19 protein-coding genes, 1 tRNA gene and 1 riboswitch are annotated in these 23,028 nt (G+C 67.7%); of the genes, 9 read left to right on the forward strand and 11 right to left on the reverse strand.

Going from position 1 to position 23,028, the window contains the following annotated elements; translation table 11 throughout:
- Positions 1 to 263: 263 nt before the first annotated feature.
- The 6 genes from O6X71_RS09275 to O6X71_RS09300 all read right to left on the reverse strand — a co-directional run bounded on the left by O6X71_RS09275 (position 264) and on the right by O6X71_RS09300 (position 6,015).
- Positions 264 to 1,382 (reverse strand): extracellular catalytic domain type 1 short-chain-length polyhydroxyalkanoate depolymerase, encoded by a 1,119-nt coding sequence (locus O6X71_RS09275; protein ID WP_353465606.1) that lies wholly within the window; start codon positions 1,380 to 1,382, stop codon positions 264 to 266.
- Between the two features lie 98 nt (positions 1,383 to 1,480).
- On the reverse strand, positions 1,481 to 2,734 hold the full coding sequence (locus O6X71_RS09280) for an adenosylmethionine--8-amino-7-oxononanoate transaminase (RefSeq protein ID WP_353465607.1): 1,254 nt from the start codon (positions 2,732 to 2,734) through the stop codon (positions 1,481 to 1,483).
- Positions 2,731 to 3,348 (reverse strand): dethiobiotin synthase, encoded by a 618-nt coding sequence (gene bioD / locus O6X71_RS09285; protein WP_353465608.1) that lies wholly within the window; start codon positions 3,346 to 3,348, stop codon positions 2,731 to 2,733. The genes O6X71_RS09280 and bioD overlap by 4 nt, the downstream gene beginning before the upstream one ends.
- Positions 3,345 to 4,466 carry an 8-amino-7-oxononanoate synthase gene (locus O6X71_RS09290; RefSeq protein ID WP_353465609.1) on the reverse strand — a complete coding sequence of 374 codons (1,122 nt, stop codon included), beginning with the start codon at positions 4,464 to 4,466 and terminating at the stop codon, positions 3,345 to 3,347. Before O6X71_RS09290 ends, bioD begins: the two co-directional genes overlap by 4 nt.
- Before the next feature lie 56 nt (positions 4,467 to 4,522).
- Positions 4,523 to 5,155 carry a 2-dehydro-3-deoxy-6-phosphogalactonate aldolase gene (locus O6X71_RS09295; protein ID WP_353465610.1) on the reverse strand — a complete coding sequence of 211 codons (633 nt, stop codon included), beginning with the start codon at positions 5,153 to 5,155 and terminating at the stop codon, positions 4,523 to 4,525.
- The gene (locus O6X71_RS09300; protein WP_353465611.1) at positions 5,152 to 6,015 is read right to left on the reverse strand and encodes a 2-dehydro-3-deoxygalactonokinase; all 864 of its coding nucleotides are present in this window, start codon (positions 6,013 to 6,015) and stop codon (positions 5,152 to 5,154) included. Before O6X71_RS09300 ends, O6X71_RS09295 begins: the two co-directional genes overlap by 4 nt.
- Before the next feature lie 157 nt (positions 6,016 to 6,172).
- Between O6X71_RS09300 and O6X71_RS09305 the strand changes: the two genes are divergently transcribed.
- Entirely contained in the window at positions 6,173 to 6,898 is a 726-nt protein-coding gene (locus O6X71_RS09305) for a FadR/GntR family transcriptional regulator (RefSeq protein WP_353465612.1), read from the forward strand.
- A gap of 178 nt (positions 6,899 to 7,076) precedes the next feature.
- Entirely contained in the window at positions 7,077 to 10,262 is a 3,186-nt protein-coding gene (locus O6X71_RS09310) for a TRCF domain-containing protein (protein ID WP_353465613.1), read from the forward strand.
- A 10-nt stretch (positions 10,263 to 10,272) separates the two neighbouring features.
- On the opposite strand, the gene O6X71_RS09315 is transcribed toward O6X71_RS09310, so the two are convergent.
- On the reverse strand, positions 10,273 to 11,118 hold the full coding sequence (locus O6X71_RS09315) for an N-formylglutamate amidohydrolase (RefSeq protein ID WP_353465614.1): 846 nt from the start codon (positions 11,116 to 11,118) through the stop codon (positions 10,273 to 10,275).
- Positions 11,119 to 11,228: 110 nt separating this feature from the next.
- On the opposite strand from O6X71_RS09315, the gene cpdR reads away from it, so the two are divergent.
- Positions 11,229 to 11,606, forward strand: a complete 378-nt coding sequence (cpdR, locus tag O6X71_RS09320) for a cell cycle two-component system response regulator CpdR (protein WP_056065257.1) — start codon at positions 11,229 to 11,231, stop codon at positions 11,604 to 11,606.
- 44 nt (positions 11,607 to 11,650) lie between these two features.
- A tRNA-Val gene (locus tag O6X71_RS09325) sits at positions 11,651 to 11,725 on the forward strand.
- Between the two features lie 81 nt (positions 11,726 to 11,806).
- Here the strand turns inward: O6X71_RS09325 and O6X71_RS09330 are convergent.
- Positions 11,807 to 12,889, reverse strand: a complete 1,083-nt coding sequence (locus O6X71_RS09330) for a catalase family protein (RefSeq protein WP_353465615.1) — start codon at positions 12,887 to 12,889, stop codon at positions 11,807 to 11,809.
- Positions 12,890 to 12,897: 8 nt separating this feature from the next.
- Complete coding sequence (locus O6X71_RS09335; RefSeq protein WP_353465616.1) at positions 12,898 to 14,937, reverse strand: L-dopachrome tautomerase-related protein; 2,040 nt, start codon at positions 14,935 to 14,937, stop codon at positions 12,898 to 12,900.
- A gap of 210 nt (positions 14,938 to 15,147) precedes the next feature.
- On the opposite strand from O6X71_RS09335, the gene O6X71_RS09340 reads away from it, so the two are divergent.
- Entirely contained in the window at positions 15,148 to 15,609 is a 462-nt protein-coding gene (locus O6X71_RS09340) for a hypothetical protein (protein ID WP_353465617.1), read from the forward strand.
- A 57-nt stretch (positions 15,610 to 15,666) separates the two neighbouring features.
- Here O6X71_RS09340 and msrB read toward each other — a convergent pair whose 3' ends face one another.
- Both msrB and O6X71_RS09350 read right to left on the reverse strand, forming a co-directional pair.
- Positions 15,667 to 16,116, reverse strand: a complete 450-nt coding sequence (gene msrB / locus O6X71_RS09345) for a peptide-methionine (R)-S-oxide reductase MsrB (RefSeq protein WP_056065219.1) — start codon at positions 16,114 to 16,116, stop codon at positions 15,667 to 15,669.
- A 16-nt stretch (positions 16,117 to 16,132) separates the two neighbouring features.
- Entirely contained in the window at positions 16,133 to 16,894 is a 762-nt protein-coding gene (locus O6X71_RS09350; RefSeq protein WP_353465618.1) for an SDR family NAD(P)-dependent oxidoreductase, read from the reverse strand.
- A gap of 160 nt (positions 16,895 to 17,054) precedes the next feature.
- On the opposite strand from O6X71_RS09350, the gene O6X71_RS09355 reads away from it, so the two are divergent.
- From O6X71_RS09355 to O6X71_RS09370, 4 genes are all read left to right on the forward strand, one after another.
- The gene (locus O6X71_RS09355) at positions 17,055 to 17,519 is read left to right on the forward strand and encodes a DUF4126 family protein (RefSeq protein ID WP_353465619.1); all 465 of its coding nucleotides are present in this window, start codon (positions 17,055 to 17,057) and stop codon (positions 17,517 to 17,519) included.
- A gap of 48 nt (positions 17,520 to 17,567) precedes the next feature.
- Positions 17,568 to 19,643, forward strand: a complete 2,076-nt coding sequence (locus O6X71_RS09360) for a TonB-dependent receptor (protein WP_353465620.1) — start codon at positions 17,568 to 17,570, stop codon at positions 19,641 to 19,643.
- Positions 19,644 to 19,965: 322 nt separating this feature from the next.
- A riboswitch (cobalamin riboswitch) is annotated at positions 19,966 to 20,182 on the forward strand.
- A 116-nt stretch (positions 20,183 to 20,298) separates the two neighbouring features.
- A complete protein-coding gene (locus O6X71_RS09365) occupies positions 20,299 to 22,197 on the forward strand; it encodes a TonB-dependent receptor plug domain-containing protein (RefSeq protein WP_353465621.1) in 1,899 nt (632 codons plus the stop codon).
- Positions 22,194 to 23,006, forward strand: coding sequence for an ABC transporter substrate-binding protein (locus O6X71_RS09370; RefSeq protein WP_353465622.1), 813 nt, complete (start codon positions 22,194 to 22,196; stop codon positions 23,004 to 23,006). Before O6X71_RS09365 ends, O6X71_RS09370 begins: the two co-directional genes overlap by 4 nt.
- Positions 23,007 to 23,028 lie beyond the last annotated feature (22 nt).

Raw genomic sequence — 23,028 nt, forward strand, 5'->3', positions numbered from 1 at the left:
ACGCGCAACTGTGGTTGTCCATGCCGCCCCCTCCGTCAGGCGAAGTGCCTGCCACCTCCCCCTGGCGGGGGAGGGTTGGCGCAAAGTCTTCCCGTCCGCCGGGCGCTGGAACGATCGCGAAACGCCTCACAACCCCGTCATCCTGACGAAAGTCAGGATCCAGGGTAACGAACGGTGCCCTGTCTGGCTCTGGATCCTGGCTTTCGTCAGGATGACGGGTGGGGGTTGGCGGGAGTGCACCCAACCGCTAGCCGATGCCTATTCTATCGCATTAACCCGGCTGCGCGGAGGGCGTTCTCGATCGTCGCCTGGATACCGGCGGGGGCTTCAGTGCGGGGCTTTGCCGCAGGTTTCGGCGGCACGGGGATAGCGATCTTGGCGACGCGTTCGACCGCGGCCGGCTTGGCCGCGGTCTCCGCCTTTGCCGCCGCAACCAACCCCCAGGACTTCGCGATCACCGCCGTACTCGAAATCCCGACATCCAGCATTAACGGCCCCGCGGCGCCCAAGCGCTCGCCGCGCAAAGGATCGATCGGCGTGCCGTGACCCATGCCCGGCACGGTCCAGTCCTCGACGACATCGCGGCCTTGCGCGTCGGACCAGGTCCGGTGGACGGCGGTGCCTAGCTGCTCCGTGCGCATCGCCTTGGCGTCGACGCCGTGGATCCCGCGCCATTGCCGCGCGATCGTGTCCGCGTTCGCTACGCTCACCGTCGCGTCCGCGCCGCCGTGCCAGATCGCGAGCGTCGGCCAGCGTCCGTCGTGGCCACGAGCGCCGCTACGGACCGCGTCGACCAGTGCGGTGTCGCTGGTGTCGCCGTGCCCGCGCATCCGGTCGAGCGCCTGCGACACGCCGGTCGCGGTGCCGTAGGCTAGCCCGCCGATCACTGCGCCGCCCGCGAAGAGGTCAGGCCGCGTCGCGAGCATCGCCATCGTCATCGCGCCGCCCGCCGACAGGCCGGTAACGTACACGCGGCTGCGATCGAGGCCGTGGCGCGCAATCATCGTTTCGGTCATCTGCGCGATCGATTCCGCCTCGCCGCCCGCTTGCGCAGTGTCCTCCGACGCGAACCAGTTGAAGCAGCGGTTTGGATTGTTCGCGCGCGTCTGCTCGGGGAAGACCAGCGCGAAACCGACGCGATCGGCGAGCTTCGACCAGCCTGCACCGTGGTCATACCCCGCCGCGGTCTGCGTGCAGCCGTGCAGGACGACGACCAGTGGCGCGCCCGGTGGCAGGTTGGCGGGAACGTAGCTGAAGCCGAGCAGCGCACCTGGATTAGTCCCGAACTCGGTCAGCGGCGTCAGGCGGCCGGGCGCGGTGTCGCGCGGGGTCGGCGCTCCGGCGCGCGCCATGCGGGCGAGGGTGTCGGCGATGTTTCTCACGTCAATCGAGCCTTTCGTCGCCAGCGTACTCGGCCGCGATCTTATCTCAACGTCGCACGTACATCATTTGTTGCTGCAGTGCAGCAAGAACGTCAGGATCAATGCCGGATCGTGTTGCATGCTTCGGCGATCGCCGCGTAGATTCGATCTAGATCGGCATCGTCGATGCAATAGGGCGGCATGACGTACACCGTGTTGCCGAGCGGGCGGAGCAGCAGGTCGTGCTCACCGAAGAACGCGAGCAGGCGCGGGCCGATCTGTGACAGATAGCCGTCCTCGCCGCGGAGTTCGACCGCGGTGATGGTGCCGATCTGGCGCGGGTTCGCGATACGAGGATGCCGGGCGAGGACCTCCAGCCGCGCGGCTTGGCGTGCGGCAAGGTCCGCGACCCGCTCGCGCACGGGTTCGTCGCGCCAGATCGCGAGGTTCGCATTGGCGGCGGCGCAGGCGATCGGGTTGGCGGTGTAGCTTGAGGAGTGGAAGAACATGCGCGCGCGGTCGGTGCCGTAGTGCGCCTGGTAGATTGCCTCGGTCGCCATCGTCACTGCGAGCGGGATCGCGCCGCCGGTCAGGCCCTTCGACAGGCAGAGGATGTCGGGCACGACGCCGGCCTGTTCGCAGGCGAGCAACGTGCCGGTGCGGCCCCAGCCGGTCATCACCTCGTCGGCGATGAACAGGACGTCGTGGCGCGTGCAGATCCGCCGCATCTCGGCAAGGATGTGCGCGGAATAGATGTGCATCCCGCCGGCGCCGAGCAGCAACGGCTCGACGATGAACGCGGCGGGGTGGGCGGCGCAGGCTTTCTCCAGCGCGTCGAGAGTCGCTTGCTCAAGCCCGGCGGCGGGGAAGGGGATCGTGCCGACGTCGAACAGCAACGGCGCGTAGGCGCGGTTGTAGACGCCGCGCGCGCCGACCGACATCGCGCCGATCGTGTCGCCGTGATAGCCGTGTTCGACCACCAGGATACGGTGGCGATCCTCGCCGCGATCGAGCCAGTAACCGAGCGCCATCTTCAGCGCGCACTCGACGCTGGTCGACCCTGAGTCCGAGAAAAAGACTCGCGTAAGCTCGGGCGGCATGATCGCGGTCAGGCCACGTGCGAGGTCCTCGGCGGGCTGATGCGTCCACCCGGCGAAGATGATCTGGTCGAGCTTGCCCGCCTGTTCGGCGATCGCGGCCATGATCTTCGGGTTGGCGTGGCCATGCGTCGTCACCCACCAGGACGAGATCGCATCGACGATCCGCCGTCCGTCGGACGTATAGAGCGCGGCGCCCTCGGCATGCGTGACGAGCGGGATCGGCTCGCGCAGGCCGTGTTGCGTGAAGGGGTGCCAGACGGGGGAGTCGCTCATCGGAACGCCTTCAGGTCGAAGTTTGCGTTGAACGCCTCGGCTAAGGTGGCGGCGTTGAGCGGATCGAGGCGGGGCAGGCGGCCGAGCCGGCGGACTTTGCCGAGTGCGGCGATCGTCGCCTCGCTATCCTCGATCGCGTCGCCGACGAAGGCGATACCGAGAATCGGAACGCCGCGGCTGCGCAGTGCCTCGATCGAGAGCAGGCTGTGGTTGATCGTGCCGAGCCCGGTGCGCGCGACGAGTACGACCGGCGTGTTCCACCGCGCGAACAGGTCTGCGAAGATCAGGTCGCGTGTCACGGGGACCATCACGCCGCCCGCGCCTTCGACGATCAGGGGGCCATCGACTTCGGGTAGCGCAAGCCGGTCCGGATCGATCGTCACACCGTCGATCTCGGCGGCGAGATGCGGCGAGCACGGCGTCGTCAGCCGGTACGCCTCGGGCAGGACGCGGTCTGTGGGCACGCCGAGTGTTACGACCGAGGCTGCGTCGCTGCCGTCTGCGAGGCCTGCCTGCACGGGCTTCCAATACCGCGCGCCGAGTGCCGCGGTGAGCCCGGCGGCGAACACGGTCTTGCCGATATCGGTGTCCGTCCCGGTAACGACGATCGTCATTGCAGTGCCTCTCCCATGACGTTGGCCAAAGCCTTGATATCCGCCACCGTCGCGTTGAGCGTCAACGAAATCCGCAGCCGCGATCCGCCCTCGGGCACGGTTGGCGGCCGTATCCCGCGCACGTCGAAACCCGCAGCCTGGATCGCGCCGGCGACCTGCATCGTCCGTGCGGCGTCCCCCAGCACCAGCGGGAGGATCTGCGATCCCGTCGCCGTGACGCCGTAGGGTGCGAGCACGCGCTCCGCCGTGGCGACCGACGCCCAGAGCCTTTCCCGCCGTGCCGGTTCGTCGGCGATGATGCGCAGAGCTTCGCCGACCGCCAGCGCCATCAGCGGCGACGGTGCGGTCGAGAAGATGAACCCGCGCCCGCGATTGACGATGAACTCGCGCATGACTGCGGGTCCGCACAACAGCGCTCCCTCGCAGCCAAGCGCCTTGCCGCAGGTGCGCAGGGTGATGACGTTCTCGCGCCCGTCGAGCGCTTCGGCCAGTCCGCGACCGTCGGTACCGAACACGCCTGTTGCGTGCGCCTCGTCGATCAGCATGACGGCGTCGTGGCGGTCCGCAATTTCGGCTAAAGCTGCGAGCGGAGCTTGGTCGCCGTCCATGCTGTAAAGGCTCTCGACCGCGATCCACACGCGACCCGTGCCGCCCGACGCGCGCCATGCGACGATCGCGTCCTCGACCGCATCGGCATCGTTATGCGTGGCGGCGACGCAGCTCGCTCGCGTGAGACGCATGCCCTCGTGAGCGCTGGCGTGGATCAGCGCGTCGTGGACGATCAGGTCGCCGCGTTGTGGCAGCGTCGCGAACAGGATGGTGTTGGCGACATAGCCGCTCGCGAAGAACAGCGCCGCCTCGGTTCCGAAGAACCGCGCGGCGTCCGCCTCCAGCGCCTCGTGCTCGGGCGCATTGCCGCGCAGCAATCGAGACCCGCCCGACCCGACCGGCACGCCGCGCTGCAACGCGTCGGTCATCGCGCTACGCAGCCGGTCCGATCCGGCGAGTCCGAGATAGTCGTTCGAGGCGAAGTCGACGCCTGTACGCGGCCTGAGCGATCGGTACCGGTCGACGGCCGTCAGTCTGGCGAGGTCTCGTTCCTGTTCGGCAAACATCATCGCGCCGCCCTAAACCCTGCGCGCCGCGAAGACGATCCCTGCTTCCAGTCTAGGGTCTAACCAGCGTTCCACGTCTCGATGAACGTCTTCGCGCGTGTGCCGACGTCCGCGGCGGTCATGCCTGGCGCAAACAGGGCCGAGCCAAGCCCGAAGCCAGCCGCGCCGGCCTTGCGCCAATCCGCCATCGCCTCCGGCACGATCCCGCCGACCGGCAGCACGCGCGCATCCTTGGGGAGGATCGCGCGCATCGCCTTCAACACCGTGGGGCCGGCGGCTTCGGCGGGAAACAGCTTCAGCGCGGCGGCCCCTGCGTCGAGCGCGGCGAATGCCTCGGTCGGGGTGGCGATGCCGGGCAACGCGACATAGCCCTTGTCCGCCGCTGCGGCGATCACGCGTACGTTCGCGTTGGGGGCGATGATCAGCGTGCCGCCCGCAGCACCGACCGCCTCGACGTCTTCGACGCGCAACACCGTGCCCGCACCGACGACCGCACGGCCCTCGAACCGGCGCGCCAGTCGGGCGATGCTGTCGAGTGGATCGGGCGAGTTCATCGGCACTTCGAGGATCGTGAAGCCCGCCTCGACCAAGGCCTCGCCGATCGCCTCGACCTCGTCGGGCTTCACCCCGCGGAGGATCGCGATCAGCGGGCATTTCGCGAAGGCGTCGTCAAAGGCTTGGCGGTTGGTCATGCGGCGAGATCCTGGATGCGGGTGATGCCGGCCACGAACGCGGCCTGACTGTCTATATGGTGCGACGTGCCGCCGAGCGCATCGATCGCGCTGGCATAGAGTGCGCCGAGGGCGGGATCGGCGAGGATGTGGACGGTCACGCCAGCCTCGATCCGCGCGGCGGTGTCCGCACCGATCAGCAGCCCGCTAGCGAACGAGGCGGCCTGGGCGTCGTGGGCAAGTCCCAGCACGCCGCGCGCGCGGATCGCGAACAGGCTGGCGGCGAGATCGCGCCGCGCGCCCTCCGCGACGCCTTCGAGGAAGGCGGCGCCCGGCTCGACCGGGTGGCCGAGTTGACGCGACAGGACACCGTGCGCGCGAAGCAGGGCGAACAGCTCGCCAGTCATTGCCGTGGTGAACTGCGTGATCCGCCCCTTGTCCAAGGTGGCCCATTTGCAATGCGTGCCCGGCTGGCAGAGCAATGCGTCGGGCGGCACCAGCCCGGCGGCGACCGCGCCGAGCAATTGCACTTCCTCGCCGCGCATCACGTCGGCGTGCACCCCATCGCGGTACGACAGTCCCGGCACGATCGCAGTACGGTCGTCGATCCGGTCGAGCGCGGCGGCGACTTCGGCAAGTCCGGCGGGCGCGGCGACATAGGGCACGCTGCGCCAGCCGATGTTCGACCCGACCATCCCCGCGAGCAGTATCGGCAAGTCGCCCAGCCGCGCCCGGATGCCCGCGACCTCTGTCTCGTACACGCCGGATGCGACGTTCGCTGCGCCGCGATCGTCGCGCTCGGTCGCGGCAACTTTACCATCCTCGATGCGGAACGCACGCCGGTTGGTCGTGCCCCAATCGACTGCAATGAATGCCACCATTATTCTACCTCGAGGTCGTCGCGCGCAACACGGTCCGTGCCGATCAGCTGACCGATTGCCAATTGTACGATAAACGACCGGCAGCTTCCACCGGATATCGTCGGGGCGTGGTGCAAGACGCGTGACACCAGCAGCGCGTTGCGCCAAAACCCGGCCGATGGCGATCGATATGACAGACGGCGACGTTCTTCCGACCACCGCGACTGTGGGGCGTAACCTCACGCATGGGATGCTCGACACGCTTGGGCGAGCGATCGTCACCGGACGCTACGAAAATCGACCGTTTCCGACCGAAGCAGAGATCGCCAAGACGCACGGCGTCAGCCGCTCGGTGACGCGCGAGGCGGTCAAGATGCTGACCGCCAAGGGCTTGGTCAGTGCTCGGCCCAGGCAGGGGACGGTAGTGCAACCGGCAAGCGCCTGGAACCTGTTTGATACCGACGTGCTGCGATGGACGCTGGAGCGCAAGTTCTCGGTAGAACTCCTGCGACATTTCAACCAGTTGCGGATCGCGATCGAGCCGGAAGCGGCGGCGTTGGCGGCGCGTTTTGCGGATGCCGCGGACGAGGTGGCGATCCGTACGGGACTGGCACAGATGGAGGCGGGCGAAGCCGGGACCGGCGATCCGCTCGAGGCCGATATTGCGTTCCACATGGCGATCCTGCGGGCGTCGAAGAACCCGTTCTACGCACAGTTCCAGTCGGTGGTCTCGACCGCATTGCGGACGTCGATCCGCTTTACCAACCGTATCAAGGGGCGTTCTGCCAACATCGCCGATCATGCTGCGGTGGCGGACGCGATCGTCGCGCGTGATCCCGCTGCCGCGCGGATCGCGATGACGCGCATCATCGGCGACGTGCTGACGCTGATCGGCGAAGAATAAATTCTGGCCAGCTGGTCGCGGACCGAGCGGACAGGCGCGCCATCCGGACGCATTCTGGTCGGACGGCGCACGATCGTTCCCGCCTTCGCGTGGTGAACGAATACCCTGATCGAGGATAGTATCGCCGGAACGCACGCTGCCGACATCACGTTCATCCTCGAAAGAAGGATGCGTGTCGGTGCTTCAGGTCAGTCAAGACGTCGAGAATATGGATGTCGCGCCAGCGATAGCGGCGAAGCCTAGCGCGGCGGTGGCGCCGCTGGCGTCAGCTATCGTCGAGCGCTTGTCTGACGGGAACCTCGTCTACGTCGCGGCGGACGATCAGCGTGCGACGGAGATCGCGACCATCGCGGCGGCGCTCGCGCCCGATGCGCTGGTCGTTTATGTGCCGTCGAGCGATGCGCTGCCGGGCGACGACGCGCCGGCATCTCCTGCCAATGTCGGACGTCGCGTGGCGGCGTTGCGGCGGCTGCGCGCGGGGTACGAGAGTAAGACGGCACCGATCCTGGTGGTGACGACCGCCGAGGCGACTGCGGTACGCTATCCACCGCCGCCGATGTTCGACGTGGCGCCACCGCGGCTCCAGGTCGGCGATCCGATCGATATCGAGGCGTTTGCCGCGATCGCCGAGGAGGTGGGCTACCTGACCGATGATCGGATCGACGAACCCGGCGAGATCGCGGTACGCGGTGGCGTGATCGACGTGTTCCCCGCCGATCGCGAAACCCCGGTCCGCATCGAGTTTGCCGATGGCCGCATTACCGGCCTGCGCGACTATGATCCGGTGTCGCAACTCGGCTTGGGCGATGTCGACGTCGTCGAGATCGGCCGCGCGACCGAGCCTGTGGTCGAGAAGGGCGTGTCGATCCTCGCGCACCTACCGGACGCGGCGATCGCGTTCGACCGGGATGCGGAAAAGCGGCGCGATCGGTTTCTTGCCATCGCCGCGGATGGCCTGCCCCGGCGTCGTGCATCTGCCGATCTGGTCCTCGACAAAGTCTGGGCAACCGAAATCGCGAATCGTGAAACGGCCGCGATCGACGTTTGCGACGATGTGCCCCCCCGGTTCATCGAACGGCGCGATCCGGCGCGCGCGTTCGCCCGGTTCGCGAAGGACGCGCTTGCGGATGGGCGTCTGCTCGTCGTGGGATCGCCGCGCGACCTGCGGTTCCTCCAGCCCAGGCTCGAGCGGGCGGCGAAGATCACCTTTACGTCGGTCGATCGCTGGACGGACGTCGTGTCGGCCAGGCCCAGCACCGCGATGCTGCTGGTTGCTCCGATCGATCGCGGCTTCGTCGCGAGCGGGACCGCTGTCGTTGCCGGCGCGGACCTGCTCGGTGGGCGCGCGCGTGGGGACGAGATCGCGGGCGGCAGCGCCGGCATGTTGCCGGGATTGACGAGCGAGCTGCGATGCGGCGACGTGATCGTCCACGAGGAGTTCGGGATCGGCGTCGTCCGCGGGCTCGAGATGCTGCCGGGGACTGACGGCGACGCGATCGTCCTGGAATATGCGAAGGAAGGCCGCCGCCTGGTGCCGGTGCGCGAGGCCGACCGGATCTGGCGGTATGGCGCGGAGATCGACGCGGTCACGCTCGATTCGCTCGACGGCGCGTCGTGGCAGAAGCGGCGTGGCGCTATCGATGCCGCGATCGCCGAAAGCGCGCGGGACCTCGCCGCGATCGCCGCCGAGCGCGACGCACGGACGACCGATCCGATCGAGCCCGACCGCGCCCGCTACGAGAAATTCGCCGCCGGCTTCGCGTTCACCGAGACGCCTGATCAGGCAAAGGCGATCGCGACGACGCTGGCGGACCTTGCGAGCGGCAAGCCGATGGACCGGCTGATCATCGGCGATGTCGGCTACGGCAAGACTGAAGTCGCGTTGCGTGCCGCGGCTGCCGTTGCGCTGGCCGGGCGCCAGGTTGCGATTGCCGCGCCGACGACGGTGCTGGTCCGCCAGCATATCGAGACGTTCTCGAAGCGCTTCGAGGGGACCGGCGTGGCCGTCTCCGGCCTGTCGCGGCTGTCGAGCACTGCGGAGAAGGCACGGGTTCGGGCGGGGCTTGCGGACGGATCGATCGGCGTCGTGATCGGCACGGGGGCGATTGCGGGCAAGGGCGTCGCGTACAAGGATCTCGCGCTCGTCGTGATCGATGAGGAGCAAAGGTTCGGCGCGGCCGACAAGGCCAAGATGCATGCGCTCGGGGCGGGGCACGTCCTGACGCTGAGCGCGACGCCGATTCCGCGCACGCTGCAATCCGCGATGATCGGGCTGCAGGGCTTGTCGGTCATCGCCACTCCGCCGGCACGTCGCCAGCCGATCCGCACATCGGTCGCGCAGTTCGACGACGCGACGGTGCGCGCGGCGCTGCGTCGCGAGCGGGCGCGCGGCGGGCAGAGCTTCGTCGTGGTGCCGCGGATCGACGACATGGCGCCGCTTGCCGCCAAGCTGGCCAAGCTCGTGCCCGAACTCGGGCTGGTGCAGGCGCACGGGAAAATGCCGGCGGGGGAGATCGACGAGGCGATGGTCGCGTTCGCGGCGGGCGACGGCGACGTGCTGCTGGCGACCAACATCATCGAGGCCGGGCTCGACGTGCCGCGCGCGAACACGATGATCGTCCATCACGCGGACCGGTTCGGGTTGTCGCAGCTGCATCAGCTTCGCGGCCGCGTCGGTCGCAGCGGACGGCGGGGGCAGGTGATGCTGCTGACCGACGGCGAGGCGACGATTGCGGAGGCGACCCTGAAGCGGTTGCGCACGCTCCAGGCGTTCGACCGCTTGGGGGCCGGCTTTGCGATCAGCGCGCGTGACCTCGATCTGCGGGGCGCGGGCGATCTGGTCGGCGAGGCACAGGCTGGTCACATGAAGCTGATCGGTATTGACCTCTACCAGCATCTGTTCGGTCGCGCGTTGCGGCTGGCGCGGATCGACCGTGAGGGCGGTGCGCCGATCGACGATTGGATTCCCGAGCTCCATCTCGAACTCGGCGGCAGCCTTCCCGAAGCGTGGATCCCCGAGCTGGAGGTGCGGATGTCGCTTTATGGCCGGCTTGCACGGCTGGAGGACGTCTCGGCGCTCGACCTGTTCGAGGCGGAGCTCGACGACCGGTTCGGCAAGGCGCCCGAGGCGGCGCTGCGACTGTTGCAGGTGGCGCGTATCCGGATGATGGCGCGTGAGGCGGGCATCCGACAGATCGACGCCGGTCCCGCGGCGATCGCGTTCACGCCGCACGACCGGACTGCCGCAAAACCGCTCGACGACCTGGTCGAGAAGAACGGGCGCTGGATCGCCGCCGAGGGCATTGCCGACCCGATCGCGCGGGCAGGGCGGATCGAGGAGCTGCTGGACGCGCTGATCGGCTAGGCGCGTTCGGTCATTCGGCGGCCGCGGCGAGCGGGACGGGCAAGGCCTCGTCGGTGAGTGCCGCCAGGATCGCGCGCACCAGGTCGACCACGCGCGCGAAGCCAGCGCCGGGCGCGTGGAGTTTGCGATCGAGATACAGCGTGCGATCCAGCTCGAACTGGACCGCATGGATGTTCGCCGCCGGACGCGCGTGGCGTTCGAGGATATGGCCGCCCGCATAGGGTGCATTGATCGCGGTCGAGAAGCCGCGCGCGACGCACTCGGCTTCGATCCGCGCGACGAAGCGCGGCTCGGCGGAATGGCCGAACCGGTCGCCGATCACGATTCGCGATCCACCCGGGCCGAGCGGCGGCATCGAATGCACGTCGAGCAACACCGCCACGCCGAACCGGTCGTGCGCCGCCTTCAACGCCGACGCGAGCGCCGCATGGTAAGGGCGGTGATCGTTGGCGATCCGCGCGGTGACGTCGGCATCGGTGAACCGCCGCGCCCAGAGATCGCCCGCCCCCGATGCGCGGCGTGGGACGAGACCGAGCCCACTGCGCAGCTTGGCGGATTGCTGGGCGAGCGGCATCGACGGCGCACCCTCGTCGAGCAGCGGATCGCGCTCGTCCTCGCGCCGGTTGAGATCGATCCAGGCACGCGCGCGGGTCTGGACGATCGTCGTCTGGTCGGTCCGTGCCGCGCGCGCGACCGCATCGACGAGCCTGTCCTCAAGCGGCAGCAGCCCGGCAAGCGGCACGCGCAACGCCGTCTTGAGCGCGAGCGGATAGTCCCGGCCTGCGTGCGGGACGGACACCACCACCGGGCTCACGGGCGGCATTGCGCCCAGGCGCTCGAAGGAAGAAGACTGCATGGCACCACGCTAGGCCCAGCACCGGGCGCGAGCAATCGACCTGGATATGTTAACCAATTTCAGGGTAGGGCGGCACCAGAATGTACGTGTGAAAACGGGACTTTAGATCGATGTTGCGAATTCTGCTGGCCGAGGACGATCAGGTCATGCGCGAGTATCTGACTCGGGCGCTCGAACGCTCGGGCTATGCGGTGACCGCAGTCGACCGGGGCACGGCGGCGATTCCGCTGCTCGAGACCGAGACGTTCGACCTGTTGCTGACCGACATCGTCATGCCCGAGATGGACGGCATCGAACTGGCGCAGAAGGCCGGCGAGATGTGCGCGGACCTGCGCGTGATGTTCATCACCGGCTTTGCGGCGGTCACGTTGAAGGCCGGGCGGGCGATGCCGCAGGCCCGCGTCCTGTCCAAGCCGTTCCACCTGCGCGACCTGGTCGCCGAGGTCGATCGGCTGTTCGAGATGGATAATGTGACGGGCATGCATTGAGGGCTTGCACGCCGCGAAGAGCGCGGCTAGTGGAGCCCTCCGGCGGGCGTGTAGCTCAGTGGTAGAGCACTGTGTTGACATCGCAGGGGTCGCAAGTTCAATCCTTGCCACGCCCACCATTGAAAACCCCGCTAGTCCCATGACTAGCGGGGTTTTTATTTGCCCGGAGTGCAAGCGGGGTCCCCGAAGGGACTCTCCTCTCAGGCGGGTATCTGATCGATTTTCGCGGTGTTTTCGGCCTTGATGCCGTTCTCGCCGTGCCGCAGCTTCGACAGCGCGTGATAGACCTGCAAACGGGCGCGCATCACCGAACCCAGCGGGCGATGCGCCGCGAGTGCGTGCGCGGGGCGGAACGTCATCACATCGTCGAAATACCGGACGCGCGCGGCGCTATAGGCTTCCTGCCGGGGGATGCGGATCGTTCCGACCGTCAGGTAGCGGCTGTCCTCCTCGGGCCAGTCGACCGACGTATCCTCGATCGGCTGCGCCTCTGCGTTCGCCCAAAGCTGTACGCGCAGTTCGAAGACCGCGTCGTGTTCGCCGAAATAGCGGACGGCGGCGTGGCGAAAGCCGTTTTCGTCTGTCTTTGCGTCGAGTTCCCAGTCCTTCAGTGCGGCCTGTTCGGGCGAGGCGGGGAAGGCGCCAAGCTTGGCGACGTAATCGCCGTAGCGGATCGGGCATTGGCTGAAATACGGTTCGGCAAGCGGATGGCTGAAGGGATGGCCGAAAAAGTCCGCTTTGGGGCTCTCGGTGCCGACCGCGTGCAGTGCCTTGTTCACGTTGCGCGCAAGGCTCGACACCGCGCTCTTGAAGCCCTCCGGCAAGGGTACTGCCGCACCGATCTTCTTGGCATCGCTCAGGAAGCCCTGCGCGGTGCCGGACGGAAAGGTCGTGCCCGTCGCGAACACAAAATCCTGCGTGTCGGCATCGTGTCCCGACAGCTTGTCGCCGGGTACGTCGAAGATCTTGATCGCCATGCCGCGGTGCGTCGAGACGCGGTCGCCGAGCGTCTCGCCCGGCCCTTGCGCAAAGCGGATCGCGACGGGGTGCGTGCCGGGCGTCGCGAACACGCCCTGCGCGAGTTCGGGCGGCAGGCCGGGCGCGATCGTCAGTTCGCCGATCACGCACGCCGAACTCTTCGCGTGGCTCGCGCGGACCGCATGGCCCTCGCGCTTCTCGACGGTTTCGGTCTGCTGCGACATGCCCTGAATGATGCCGTCGATCGATTCCTGCTCGTCCGGCTGAATCGTCTCGATGTCGTCGCTGTAGCGGAGATAGGTCATGTCGGGCCTCACTTTGCGGGGGCGAACGAGAACAGCTCGGTCTTGAGCGACGCGGGCGCACCGGGCTTGAACCAGTTGGTGTCCTGGATGTGGCTGGCGGTGACGTAGATGCGGCCGTCCGGACCTTCCGAGAAGGTGTCGGGCCAGCGCAGGCGGGCGTCGGTCAGCACCGGCTCGACATGATCGCCGACCAGCCGGGTGATGCCGTTGTTCACCGGCGACGTCAGGTAGAGCGTGCCGGCCTTGCTCATCCACAGGCCGTCGGCGACGTGGGTCTGCGCGACCGTCTTCACGCCCGCGGCCCGCGTCGCCTCGCTGACGCCGTTACGCAGCAGCGTGGTGTCGATCGAGTAGAGCGTCTTGCCGGTGAGTGCTTGATAATAGAGCGTCGTGCCGTCGTTGGAGATCGCGATGCCGTCCGCGGCGAAGGCGGGCTGACGACCGTCGGGGCGGACGAGCGGCTTGCCGTCGGTCATCACCTTCACGGTCTTGTCGATCTGCGTCGAGCCATGGCCGTCGAGCGCGCGGAAGCCCTTGCCGGTTTCGAGATCGATGACGATGATCGCGCCACGCGTCCCGGAATCGGTGATGTAGCCGGTCTTGCCGTCGGGCGAGAAGCGGATGTCGTTGAGGTAGGTGCCCTGCAACGCGACGTCGAGCGGCACCTTAATGACCTTGGTCACGCGGTTGGTGGCGAGGTCAACCTTCACCAGCTTGGGTGCGCCTTCGAGAATCTTCTCGTTACCGGGCGCGCCGGGATCGAGCACCCAGAGGTTGCCGTGACCGTCGGGGACGATCGACTGCACGCAGACGAAATAATCGCCGACCGGCATCTCGGCGGACTTCGCGTTGCGCCAGCTGTTCCACTTGGCGTCCGGATAGGCCTTGAGCGAGCCGTCCTTCATCACTTCGGCGACGGAGATCGGCGCGTCGTCGGTCCAGCGCGGGAAGTTGACGAAGCGGCGGCCGTCGGCGGTGACGGCGACGCCGGTCGCCTGGTGATCGAACTGCGCGACCTGGGTGAGCGGACGGCCGCTGGTCTGCGATGCGGTCTGCGCGCTGGCGACGCCGATCGCCGCGGCGGCGACGACGGCGATCGCGGCAGCGCCAGCGAGGAAGGGCTTGGTCTTGGACATGATAAGGCTCCGGTCGGTGGTGTCGGACAGGTCGGCGGGATCGCCGGTGAAAAGCTGGATGAGATGGCGCGCGACCGCGTCGGGGGCTTCGCGCTGGATGAAATGGCCGACGCCGTTGAGCGTCACGAACGCGAACGGCCCGGTGAACTTGGCCGGTACCGAGATGCTCGCCGATGGCGGGTTCACGCCGTCGACCGCGCCCTGGAAATACATCGTCGGCAAGGAGAGCGTCTTGGTCGCCTTCACCTTGTCCTCGAGCCACTGGCTGCGCGGATCGGGCTCGGCCTCGTTCCAGCGTGCGCGGTAGCTGTGCAGCGTGACGTCGGCCCAGTCGGGGTTCTCGAACGATCGTGCGACGCGGGCGAAGGTTGTCTCGTCGAACCAGCCGGGGGGTGACCAGTTGACCCAGTGGATGTGCGCGAAGCCCTTGTGATCGTCGCGAACGGCCTGCGCACCGCGCGCGGTGGCCATGAACCAGTGATACCATTGGCGCTGCGCCTGCTCGAACGGCGGCGTCGGCATACCGCCGAGACGGGGCGGCGTCGCGAGCATCGCCATCCGCTCGACGCGGTCGGGCCAGCCGACTGCGAGTGCCTCCGCGGTGTTCGAGCCCCAGTCGTGCCCGGCGACCATGAACCGCCCGATCCCTAGCCCATCCATCAGTGCGATCATATCCATCGCCAGGATCGCGCTGTTGCCGGTGCGCGGTGCATTCCCGACGAACCGGGTTTCGCCGAAGCCGCGCAAGGTCGGCACGATGGTCCGCAACCCGGCCGCATTGAGCGCGGGGACGACGTCGTCCCAAGTCGATGCGTCGTCGGGCCAGCCGTGGATCAGCAGAACCGGCTGGCCGTCGCGCGGCCCGGTATCGGCATAGGTGATTGCGAGATCGTCGGTGGTCTGGATCGGCATGATGGTCCTCGTCGGATCGGGGCGTCGGGCTCGTGGTTGACGCTCATGGTGGAGCGGGCCGACGCGAAGGGTCCTGGTAGCGAAACAGTCTCGGGAGGCTGCTGTTCCGGCGGCTAAGCCAATGATTTGCAAAGGTGATCGGGCGTCACGACGTGGTGGGCCGATTTGCGATCCGCGCGTTGTGGACGGCAGAACTTCAGGAGCACGACGATGGATTCACGACGTATGGCCGGCGCGGTCGCAGGTGGCCTGGTAGCCGGGCTGGGCATCACGGCCCTGCTGATGGCGGGCGAGCGCAAGAGCGGCGAACCGTCCGAGATCGTCACGCTCGAACGCAAGACCGCGGAGAAGCTCGGCATCGATACGCCGGCTGCCGATGCCTTGCCGTCGTCGCGCGAGCAGGCGGTCACGCAGGGTGGTCACCTGTTGCTGTCTGCGGCGGCGGGTGCGGTCTATGCCGCAACCATCGACGAGGAAGCGTCGGTCATCGGCTCGGGTCTCGTATTCGGCGCGGCGTTCTATGCGGCGATGCACTGGATCACGGGGCCGTTACTCGGCGTGAAGCCGCCGGAGTGGCAGGCCGATGCGAAGACGATCGGCATGCACAGCGTGAACCATGCCGTGTTCGGGCTGGTCACGGCGCTGGGCGCGAAGCTCGCGACCCGTAGGTGATCGAGTATCGGTAAGACGTGACGGTGTGCCTGTGCGGCACACCGTCACGCGTCATCGTCAGCCTGCCGCGTCGACCTGCGGCAAATAAGCGGCGTACCCATTGGCTTCCATCTCGGCGCGCGGGACGAAGCGCAGCGACGCCGAGTTGATGCAGTAGCGCAGGCCGCCCTTGTCCTGCGGGCCATCCTCGAACACATGGCCGAGGTGGCTGTCGGCACCCGCCGAACGGATCTCGGTGCGGACCATGCCGTGGCTGCGATCGTGCAGTTCGGCGACGTGCTCGGGCATGATCGGCTTGGTGAAGCTCGGCCACCCGCAATGCGAATCGAACTTGTCGGCGGACGCGAACAGTGGCTCGCCCGAGACGATGTCGACGTAGAGACCGGGCTCGCGCGTGTTGAGATACTCGCCGGTGCCCGGCCGCTCGGTGCCGCTCTGCTGCGTGACGTGGAACTGCTCGGGGGTGAGCTTGGCGATCGCTTCGTCGGTTTTCTTATAGTCGGTCATGCTGATCCTCTCGCGCTCAGGAGAGCGCCGGTTGGCCGTTCGAGGCGGACAGGCCGCCGTCGACCGGCAGGTTGACCCCGGTTATATAGTGCGCGTCGGCGCTAGCCAAAAACGCGATGGCGCCGGCGATGTCTTCGGGCTGTGCGCCGCGTGCCATCGGGATGCGCTCCTCGAACTTCGCGATCAGGTCGGGCTGGTCCTTCATGCCCGCGGTCAGCGCGGTGTAGGTCAGCGACGGGTTGACCGCGTTGACACGGACGCCGTGCTTCGCCTCGTCCATCGCGAGCGCGCGGGTGAAGTTGGTCACCGCGCCCTTGGCGGCGCAGTAGAAGCTGTGGTTCCAGTCGCCGCCGAGGCCCGACACCGACGAGACGTTGACGATGCAGCCCTTGTTCGCGCGCAATGTGGCGATCGCGGCGCGGCTCATGTGGACGACGCCGTAGAGGTCGGTTTCGATGACCTTGGTGAATTCGGAGAGGTCGCCCTCGTCGAGCTTGCCGAGATGGTCGACGCCGGCATCGTTGACGAGCACGTCGATGCGGCCGAACTTGTCGACTGCGTGCGCCACCAGCGCCTCGCAGGCGGCCATGTCGGACACGTCGGTTTCGAGCGTTTCGACGGTCGTGCCGTCGAGGCTGGCGGCGACCTTCGCGAGGCCGTCCGCGTCCTTGTCGCCGAGTACCAGCGTCGCGCCCTCCGCGGCGAAACGACGCACGGCGCCTTCGCCGATGCCGGAGGCGGCACCGGTGATCACCACGATCTTGTCATCGAATCTCATCGATCTGTGTCCTGAAGCTTTGGGGATATACCGCGATGAACGACTGATGCGCGTCGCGGTTTCCTTCGCTGAATCAAGGAGATCGTCCACTAGCCCCAATGGCGGACCCCGGTTGAGCCTGCGCGCGTTGATGCACTCGAATCTGTTTTCGGAGATCATCATGCTTGCATCCTTCCTGATGGGCCTCGTCGGTGGCCAGCGCGCGATGACGCCGCTCGCCGCGGTCGCCATCGCCGCCGCTCGCGACGAGCTGCCCGCCGACAATGGTGCGCCGAAGCTGCTGTCGCACCCCGTCGTCGCGGCGGGTGCACTCGCGCTCGCGATCGGCGAGATGGCAGGGGACAAGCAGAAGACCGCGCCCGACCGGATCGTCGCGATCGGTCTGGCTGCGCGGTTTGTCACGTCGGCGATCGCGGGGGCATCGCTCGTTCCGCGGCGGCAACGGTGGATCGGTGCAGCGGTTGGCGGACTGACCGCGGTCGCGGCGTCCTATCCGGGCTGGCGTGCGCGGATGGCGGCGATGTCGCAGTACGGCCAGACGCCGACGGGGTTCGTCGAGGATGCGGTGGTTCTTGGCGGCGCGGCGGCGATTGTGCGCAACGCGGCGAAGCTCGGCGCGGCCTGACGTCGGAGGCGTATTCCGGGCGGGCGGAAAAGCTGCCATGCGGCGGTGATGATCCGTATCTCGCTCTCTACGCTCGCCTTCGTGTTGATTTCGTCCGGTGGCGCGGTCGCGCAGACGATGGTCGCGCCTGCCGACCAGCCGGCTGACATCGTCGTCACCGGGCGCGGGCTTGCCGATGCACCCGGTGATCGTGCGTACGACATCGTCACGATCGACCGCGACCGGATCCAGGCGAATGCGAGCAACCGGCTGGAGAGCGTGCTGTCCGACGTCGCGGGGCTCCAGCAGTTTCGCCGGTCGGACTCGCGTAGTGCCAACCCGACTAGCCAGGGGATTTCGTTGCGCGGGATCGGCGGCAATGCGTCGAGCCGCGCGCTGCTGATCTTCGACGGCGTGCCGCAGGCGGATCCGTTCGGCGGCTGGGTCGCGTTTCCCGCCTATGCGACGGGGCGGCTTGGACGCATCCGCGTGACGCGTGGTGGCGGGAGCGGGTATCAGGGGCCAGGGGCGCTGGCGGGGACGGTCGAGCTCGAGAGTGCGACGCCGGATCAGGCGGCGCCATTCCAGGGCAGCGTTGCGTATGGCAGCCGGGATTCGGTCGATGCGCAGGGCTCTGCGGCACTGGTGCGCGGATCGGGGTTTGCGACCCTGTCCGGAGCTTACGCGCGGGGGGACGGCTTCACGCCGACCGTCGAGGAGAGCCGGGGGATCGTCGATCGCGCCGCGCCGTACGAGCAGGCGTCGGGCGCGCTGCGGACCGTCGTCGGGATCGGTGCGAAGACCGAATTGCAGATGAACGCGAGCGCGTTCATCGATCGGCGCGACCGGGGGAGCGACTTTACCGACAACAAGAGCAAAGGCGCGGATGCGAGCGTCCGGCTGGTCGGGCGCGGTCGCTGGGGGTATTCGGCACTGGCGTATCTGCAGACGCGCGCGTTCGCGAGCAGCTTCAACAGCATCAATGCCGCGCGGACGACCGCGATCCAGTCGCTGAACCAGTATAATACGCCGGCGACCGGCCTCGGCGGGCGGATCGAGATCGCTCCGCCGCTGGGCGAGAGCATCACGCTTCGGCTGGGCGCGGATGTTCGCGACGTGAGCGGCAAGACGCAGGAGCTGTATACGTTCGTCAATACCGTGCCGACGCGGCGGCGCGAGGCCGGCGGGAGCACGACGACGACCGGCGTGTTCGCGGATGGGAGCCTTGTCGCGGGCGACTTCACGTTCAGCTTGGGTGGCCGGGTCGACTGGTGGTCGATCGATGGTGGCTATCTGTCCGAACGGCCGCTGGCGGGCGGCGCGGCGTTGACCAATCTGCGCTATGCGGACCGCGACGGCAGCGAGACGACCGGCCGGGCGGGCGTGGCGTATCAGCCGGTCGAGGCGATCACGCTACGGGTGGCCGGGTATCGCGGGTGGCGACTGCCGACGCTCAACGAACTGTATCGCCCGTTCCGCGTCGGCAACGATGCGACCGCGGCGAATGCGCTGTTGGCGCCGGAGCGGCTGACCGGGGTCGAGGGTGGGGTGACGCTGACGCCTGCGCCGGGCGTGAACATCGCCGCGACGTATTTCTACAACCGGCTTAAGGATGCCGTGGCGAACGTCACGACGACCAATCCGCCGCAGGTGTTGCCGGGTGTCGCCACCTACCGCGTTCGCCAGAACCTCGACGCGATCCGCGCGCATGGGTTCGAGCTGGATGCGTCGTATCGGCCCAGTGCCGGAAATAGTCCGTTTGGCGTGCAGGCGTCGTGGTCGCACACGAACTCGAAGGTCGAAGGTTCGGGGATCACCGCCGCGCTGGACGGCTTGCGACCGGCGCAGACGCCGCGCGACCAGGTGTCGGGGACGGTCGACTGGCGACACGATGCGGCGGCGCTGTCGCTGACGGTGCGGCATATCGGGCAGCAGTTCGATGACGACCAGAACACGCGGGTGCTTGGGGCTGCGACGACGCTGGATGCGTATGCGGCGTTGCCGATCATGCGGTCGCTGGTTGCTGAACTGCGCGGGGAAAATCTGTTCAACGAGCGGGTCGAGGCGGGGATCAGCGGTGCGAACATCGTCGAGCGCGCTACGCCGCGAACGATCTGGGTCGGGCTGCGCTACGGCGGGCGATGAGCCTTAGTCCGCTCCCGCTGCGACAAACGAAGACAGCATGTTTCGCCGCGAAGGCGGGGACCCAGACTGGACTCCCGCCTTCGCGGGAGAACAAGGGAGGGAAAGCGACGTCCCGACTAACACGCCACCACCCCGGCGGAGGCCGGGGCCCAGTTGGCGAGGTCGCAGTAACGACGGACCACGCGCAGTTAGCGACGTTTCCCAACTGGGCCCCGGCCTCCGCCGGGGAGGTGCGATGGGCTGTGCCAACCCTACCTCAGCGCGCGTTATCGCGGGTCGATGCTCCTTATCCCCCGCGTTGACCCGTGCACTACGCGCGACTAATGCCGCCTACGTGAAGGGTTCCCGGCAACGGGATCAAAAGGGAAGCCGGTGCGCGGGCCGGGTCGGCACGATCCAAATCCGCAAGACCGGCGCTGTACCCGCAACTGTGACCGGATAGCGGCCACCCCGAATATGCCACTGGGTCTCGACCTGGGAAGGCGGGGTGGGCGCGGCGACCCGGAAGCCAGGAGACCTGCCTCTCACGGTCGATCCACTGCGCGGGCGGGTGTCCGGCGCGGACGAGTGCTCCGGTCATGCCGGGTTTCCTCGAGCGAGAGACGTCTGGCCGCCCGGCGAATGGTCGCTGGCGGTTCCGTTTAGGACGCAGCCGATGACGAAATTCTTTCTTCTCCTGAGCGCCGCGGCGATCGCATCGCCCGCCTACGCGCAGGACATTCCCGACCCCGACGCTCCCGAAGTCGTCGTCACCGCAACCCGCGCCGCACAACCGCTGAGCGAGATCGGCCAGGCCGTGACCGTGATCGACCGCGCCGAGATCGAGCGCCGCCAGACCACTGTGGTGTCCGATCTGCTCGCGACCACTCCGGGCGTTACGGTGACGCGCAACGGCACGGTCGGCGCGCTGACCAGCGTCCGCATCCGCGGTGCCGAGGCGGACCAGACGCTCGTCGTGATCGACGGCGTGCGCGTCAACGATCCGTCGTCGACCGGCGGCGGCTTCAACTTTGGCAACCTCCTGTCGAGCTCGGTCGAGCGCATCGAAATCTTGCGCGGCCCGAACTCGGTGCCATGGGGCAGCCAGGCGATCGGCGGCGTCATCAACATCATCACCGCCGCGCCGACCGAAGGCGTCCAAGCCCGCGCCAACGCTGAATATGGCTATGCCGACAGCGTGTTCGCGAGCGCGGGCGTGTCGGGCAAGTCGGGTCCGGTGTCGGGCTCGCTGACCGGCGGATATCTGCGCACCGACGGCATCTCATCGGCGGCCAGCGGCACCGAGCGCGACGGCTATCGCCAATATGGCGCGACCGGGCGGGTCGGCGTCGAGTTCGCGCCGGGCATCGGCCTCGACCTGCGCGGCTATTTCGCCGACAGTCGCGTCGCGATCGACGGCTTCCCGGCCCCTGATTACGTGCTCGCCGACACCGCCGAATATTCGAAGACGCGCGAAGCCTATGGTTACGCGGGGCTCCATGCGAACTTCGCCGACGGTCGGTTCAACAACCGCGTGGCCTTCACGATCGCCGACATCAACCGCGACAATTACGACCCGAGCTTCGGCAGCGATCCGTCGTTCATCGGTCGCGGCCGCAGCGAGCGCTATGAGTATCAGGGCGACTTCCGTCCGCTCGACCAGGTCCGCGTCGTCGCAGGCGTCGAGCGTGAGAACAGCCGCTTCAACGACGGCGTCACCTTCGCGGATACCGGCATCACCAGCGTCTACGGTCAGCTGATCGTCAAGCCGCTCGAGGTCCTCACGGTCACCGGCGGCATCCGCAACGACGATCACGACGATTTCGGCAGCCGCACGACGTTCGGGGCGAATGCCGCGCTGGCGTTGCGCACTGGCACCACCGTCCGGGCGAGCTATGGTGAGGGCTTCAAGGCACCGACCTTGTACCAGCTCTTCTCCGAATACGGGAACGGCTTCCTCGCTCCAGAGACCGCGCGCAACTTCGATATCGGCGCCGAACAGGCGTTTCTCGGTAATCGCGCCCGCGTCGGCGTCACCTATTTCAATCGTCGCACGCGCAACCAGATCGACTTCCGCAATTGTAGCCCGACCGAGGTGACGACGCTCAATTCGATCTGCGCCAACCGCCCGTTCGGCGTCTACGACAACGTCGCGCGGGCCGAAGCGGACGGCGTTGAATTTACGCTCGCGCTGCGCCCAGTCGACGCGCTGACCATGACGGCGAACTACAGCTATATCGACACCGAGAACCGCTCGATCGGGGACAATTTCGGCAATGACCTTGCGCGCCGGCCCAGGCAGACCGCGAGCGTCGACGCCGATTACCGGTTCGCGTTCGGGCTGTCCGTCGGCGGCACCGTGACGATGGTCGGCGACAGCTTCGACGAGGCGAGCAATACCACGCGTCTCGACGGCTATGCGCTGGCCGGCGTGCGTGCGGAACTGCCGATCGGCGAGCGGTTCGCGGTCTATGGCCGCGTCGATAACCTGACCGACTCGCGGTACGAAACGATCGCGGGCTACGGCAATTACGGCCGCGCGGCCTATGGCGGCGTGCGGTTGCGCCTGAAGTGAGGCGCCGGGCGATCCTCCTCGCGCTCCTGATCGGGGGCTGCGCAAAACCACCCGGTGCGGGAGTAGGCGGGGGGATCGTCTCCACCAATCCGTGCGTGGATTCGGTGCTGGTCCGCATCCTGCCGCCCGCAAGGATCGCTGCGATCAGCCATTATTCGCAGGACCCCTCCGCGACTTCGATTCCAATCGCCGTCGCGCGCCGGTTTAGCGGGATCGCCGGGACCGCGGAGGAGGTGATCGCGCTCCACCCCGATCTGGTCATCGCCAGCACCTACACGCCGCCCGCGACTCAGGCGGCGTACGCGCGCGCCGGTCTGAAGACGCTGCTGGTCGGCATCCCAGACTCGATCGCCGAGAGCCAGGCGCAGGTCACGCAGATCGCCGAGGCTGCCGGCGCACCGATGGGCGGCGCGCGGATCAATGCCGAGATCGACCGCGCGGTGGCGCGCTGGAGCAGCAAGGATGGGCCAAAGGATGACATGCCGCCGAGCGCGTTGCTCTATATCAGCGGCGATCTCGCGACCGGGGGGAGCACGTTGCTGAACGACATGATGACGCGCGTCGGCTTCCGAAACGCCGCCGCGACCTACGGCCTGACGCATACCGGCACCCTCTCCGCCGAGACGATCGTGACGCAGCCGCCCGCCGTCGTGATCGCTTCCGAACGCGAAAGCCGCGGCACCGCCCTGCGCCACCGCCTGTTGCCGAACACGCCGCAAGCCGTCTTCCCGCGCGTGCTGATCAATTGCGGCGGGCCGACCATCCCGCCTGCGCTCGAACGTCTCGCCACGATCCGGGCGGGGCTGTGATGCGACACGCATACCAAAACCA

Origin of the sequence: Sphingomonas faeni, assembly GCF_040407505.1 — a bacterium.
Lineage (GTDB): Bacteria > Pseudomonadota > Alphaproteobacteria > Sphingomonadales > Sphingomonadaceae > Sphingomonas > Sphingomonas faeni_E.

Coding starts and splice junctions, on each gene's coding strand:
- O6X71_RS09330 (WP_353465615.1), bottom strand. CDS start 12,889: ATGACCTATCTCCGCTACAGCGACGACATCGAGACGATTCAGCCGGAC.
- O6X71_RS09290 (WP_353465609.1), bottom strand. CDS start 4,466: ATGATGTTTGCCGAACAGGAACGAGACCTCGCCAGACTGACGGCCGTC.
- O6X71_RS09280 (WP_353465607.1), bottom strand. CDS start 2,734: ATGAGCGACTCCCCCGTCTGGCACCCCTTCACGCAACACGGCCTGCGC.
- O6X71_RS09315 (WP_353465614.1), bottom strand. CDS start 11,118: ATGCAGTCTTCTTCCTTCGAGCGCCTGGGCGCAATGCCGCCCGTGAGC.
- cpdR (WP_056065257.1), top strand. CDS start 11,229: ATGTTGCGAATTCTGCTGGCCGAGGACGATCAGGTCATGCGCGAGTAT.
- O6X71_RS09355 (WP_353465619.1), top strand. CDS start 17,055: ATGCTTGCATCCTTCCTGATGGGCCTCGTCGGTGGCCAGCGCGCGATG.
- O6X71_RS09365 (WP_353465621.1), top strand. CDS start 20,299: ATGACGAAATTCTTTCTTCTCCTGAGCGCCGCGGCGATCGCATCGCCC.
- O6X71_RS09300 (WP_353465611.1), bottom strand. CDS start 6,015: ATGGTGGCATTCATTGCAGTCGATTGGGGCACGACCAACCGGCGTGCG.
- O6X71_RS09305 (WP_353465612.1), top strand. CDS start 6,173: ATGGCGATCGATATGACAGACGGCGACGTTCTTCCGACCACCGCGACT.
- bioD (WP_353465608.1), bottom strand. CDS start 3,348: ATGACGATCGTCGTTACCGGGACGGACACCGATATCGGCAAGACCGTG.
- O6X71_RS09335 (WP_353465616.1), bottom strand. CDS start 14,937: ATGCCGATCCAGACCACCGACGATCTCGCAATCACCTATGCCGATACC.
- O6X71_RS09350 (WP_353465618.1), bottom strand. CDS start 16,894: ATGAGATTCGATGACAAGATCGTGGTGATCACCGGTGCCGCCTCCGGC.
- O6X71_RS09340 (WP_353465617.1), top strand. CDS start 15,148: ATGGATTCACGACGTATGGCCGGCGCGGTCGCAGGTGGCCTGGTAGCC.
- O6X71_RS09360 (WP_353465620.1), top strand. CDS start 17,568: ATGATCCGTATCTCGCTCTCTACGCTCGCCTTCGTGTTGATTTCGTCC.
- O6X71_RS09295 (WP_353465610.1), bottom strand. CDS start 5,155: ATGACCAACCGCCAAGCCTTTGACGACGCCTTCGCGAAATGCCCGCTG.
- msrB (WP_056065219.1), bottom strand. CDS start 16,116: ATGACCGACTATAAGAAAACCGACGAAGCGATCGCCAAGCTCACCCCC.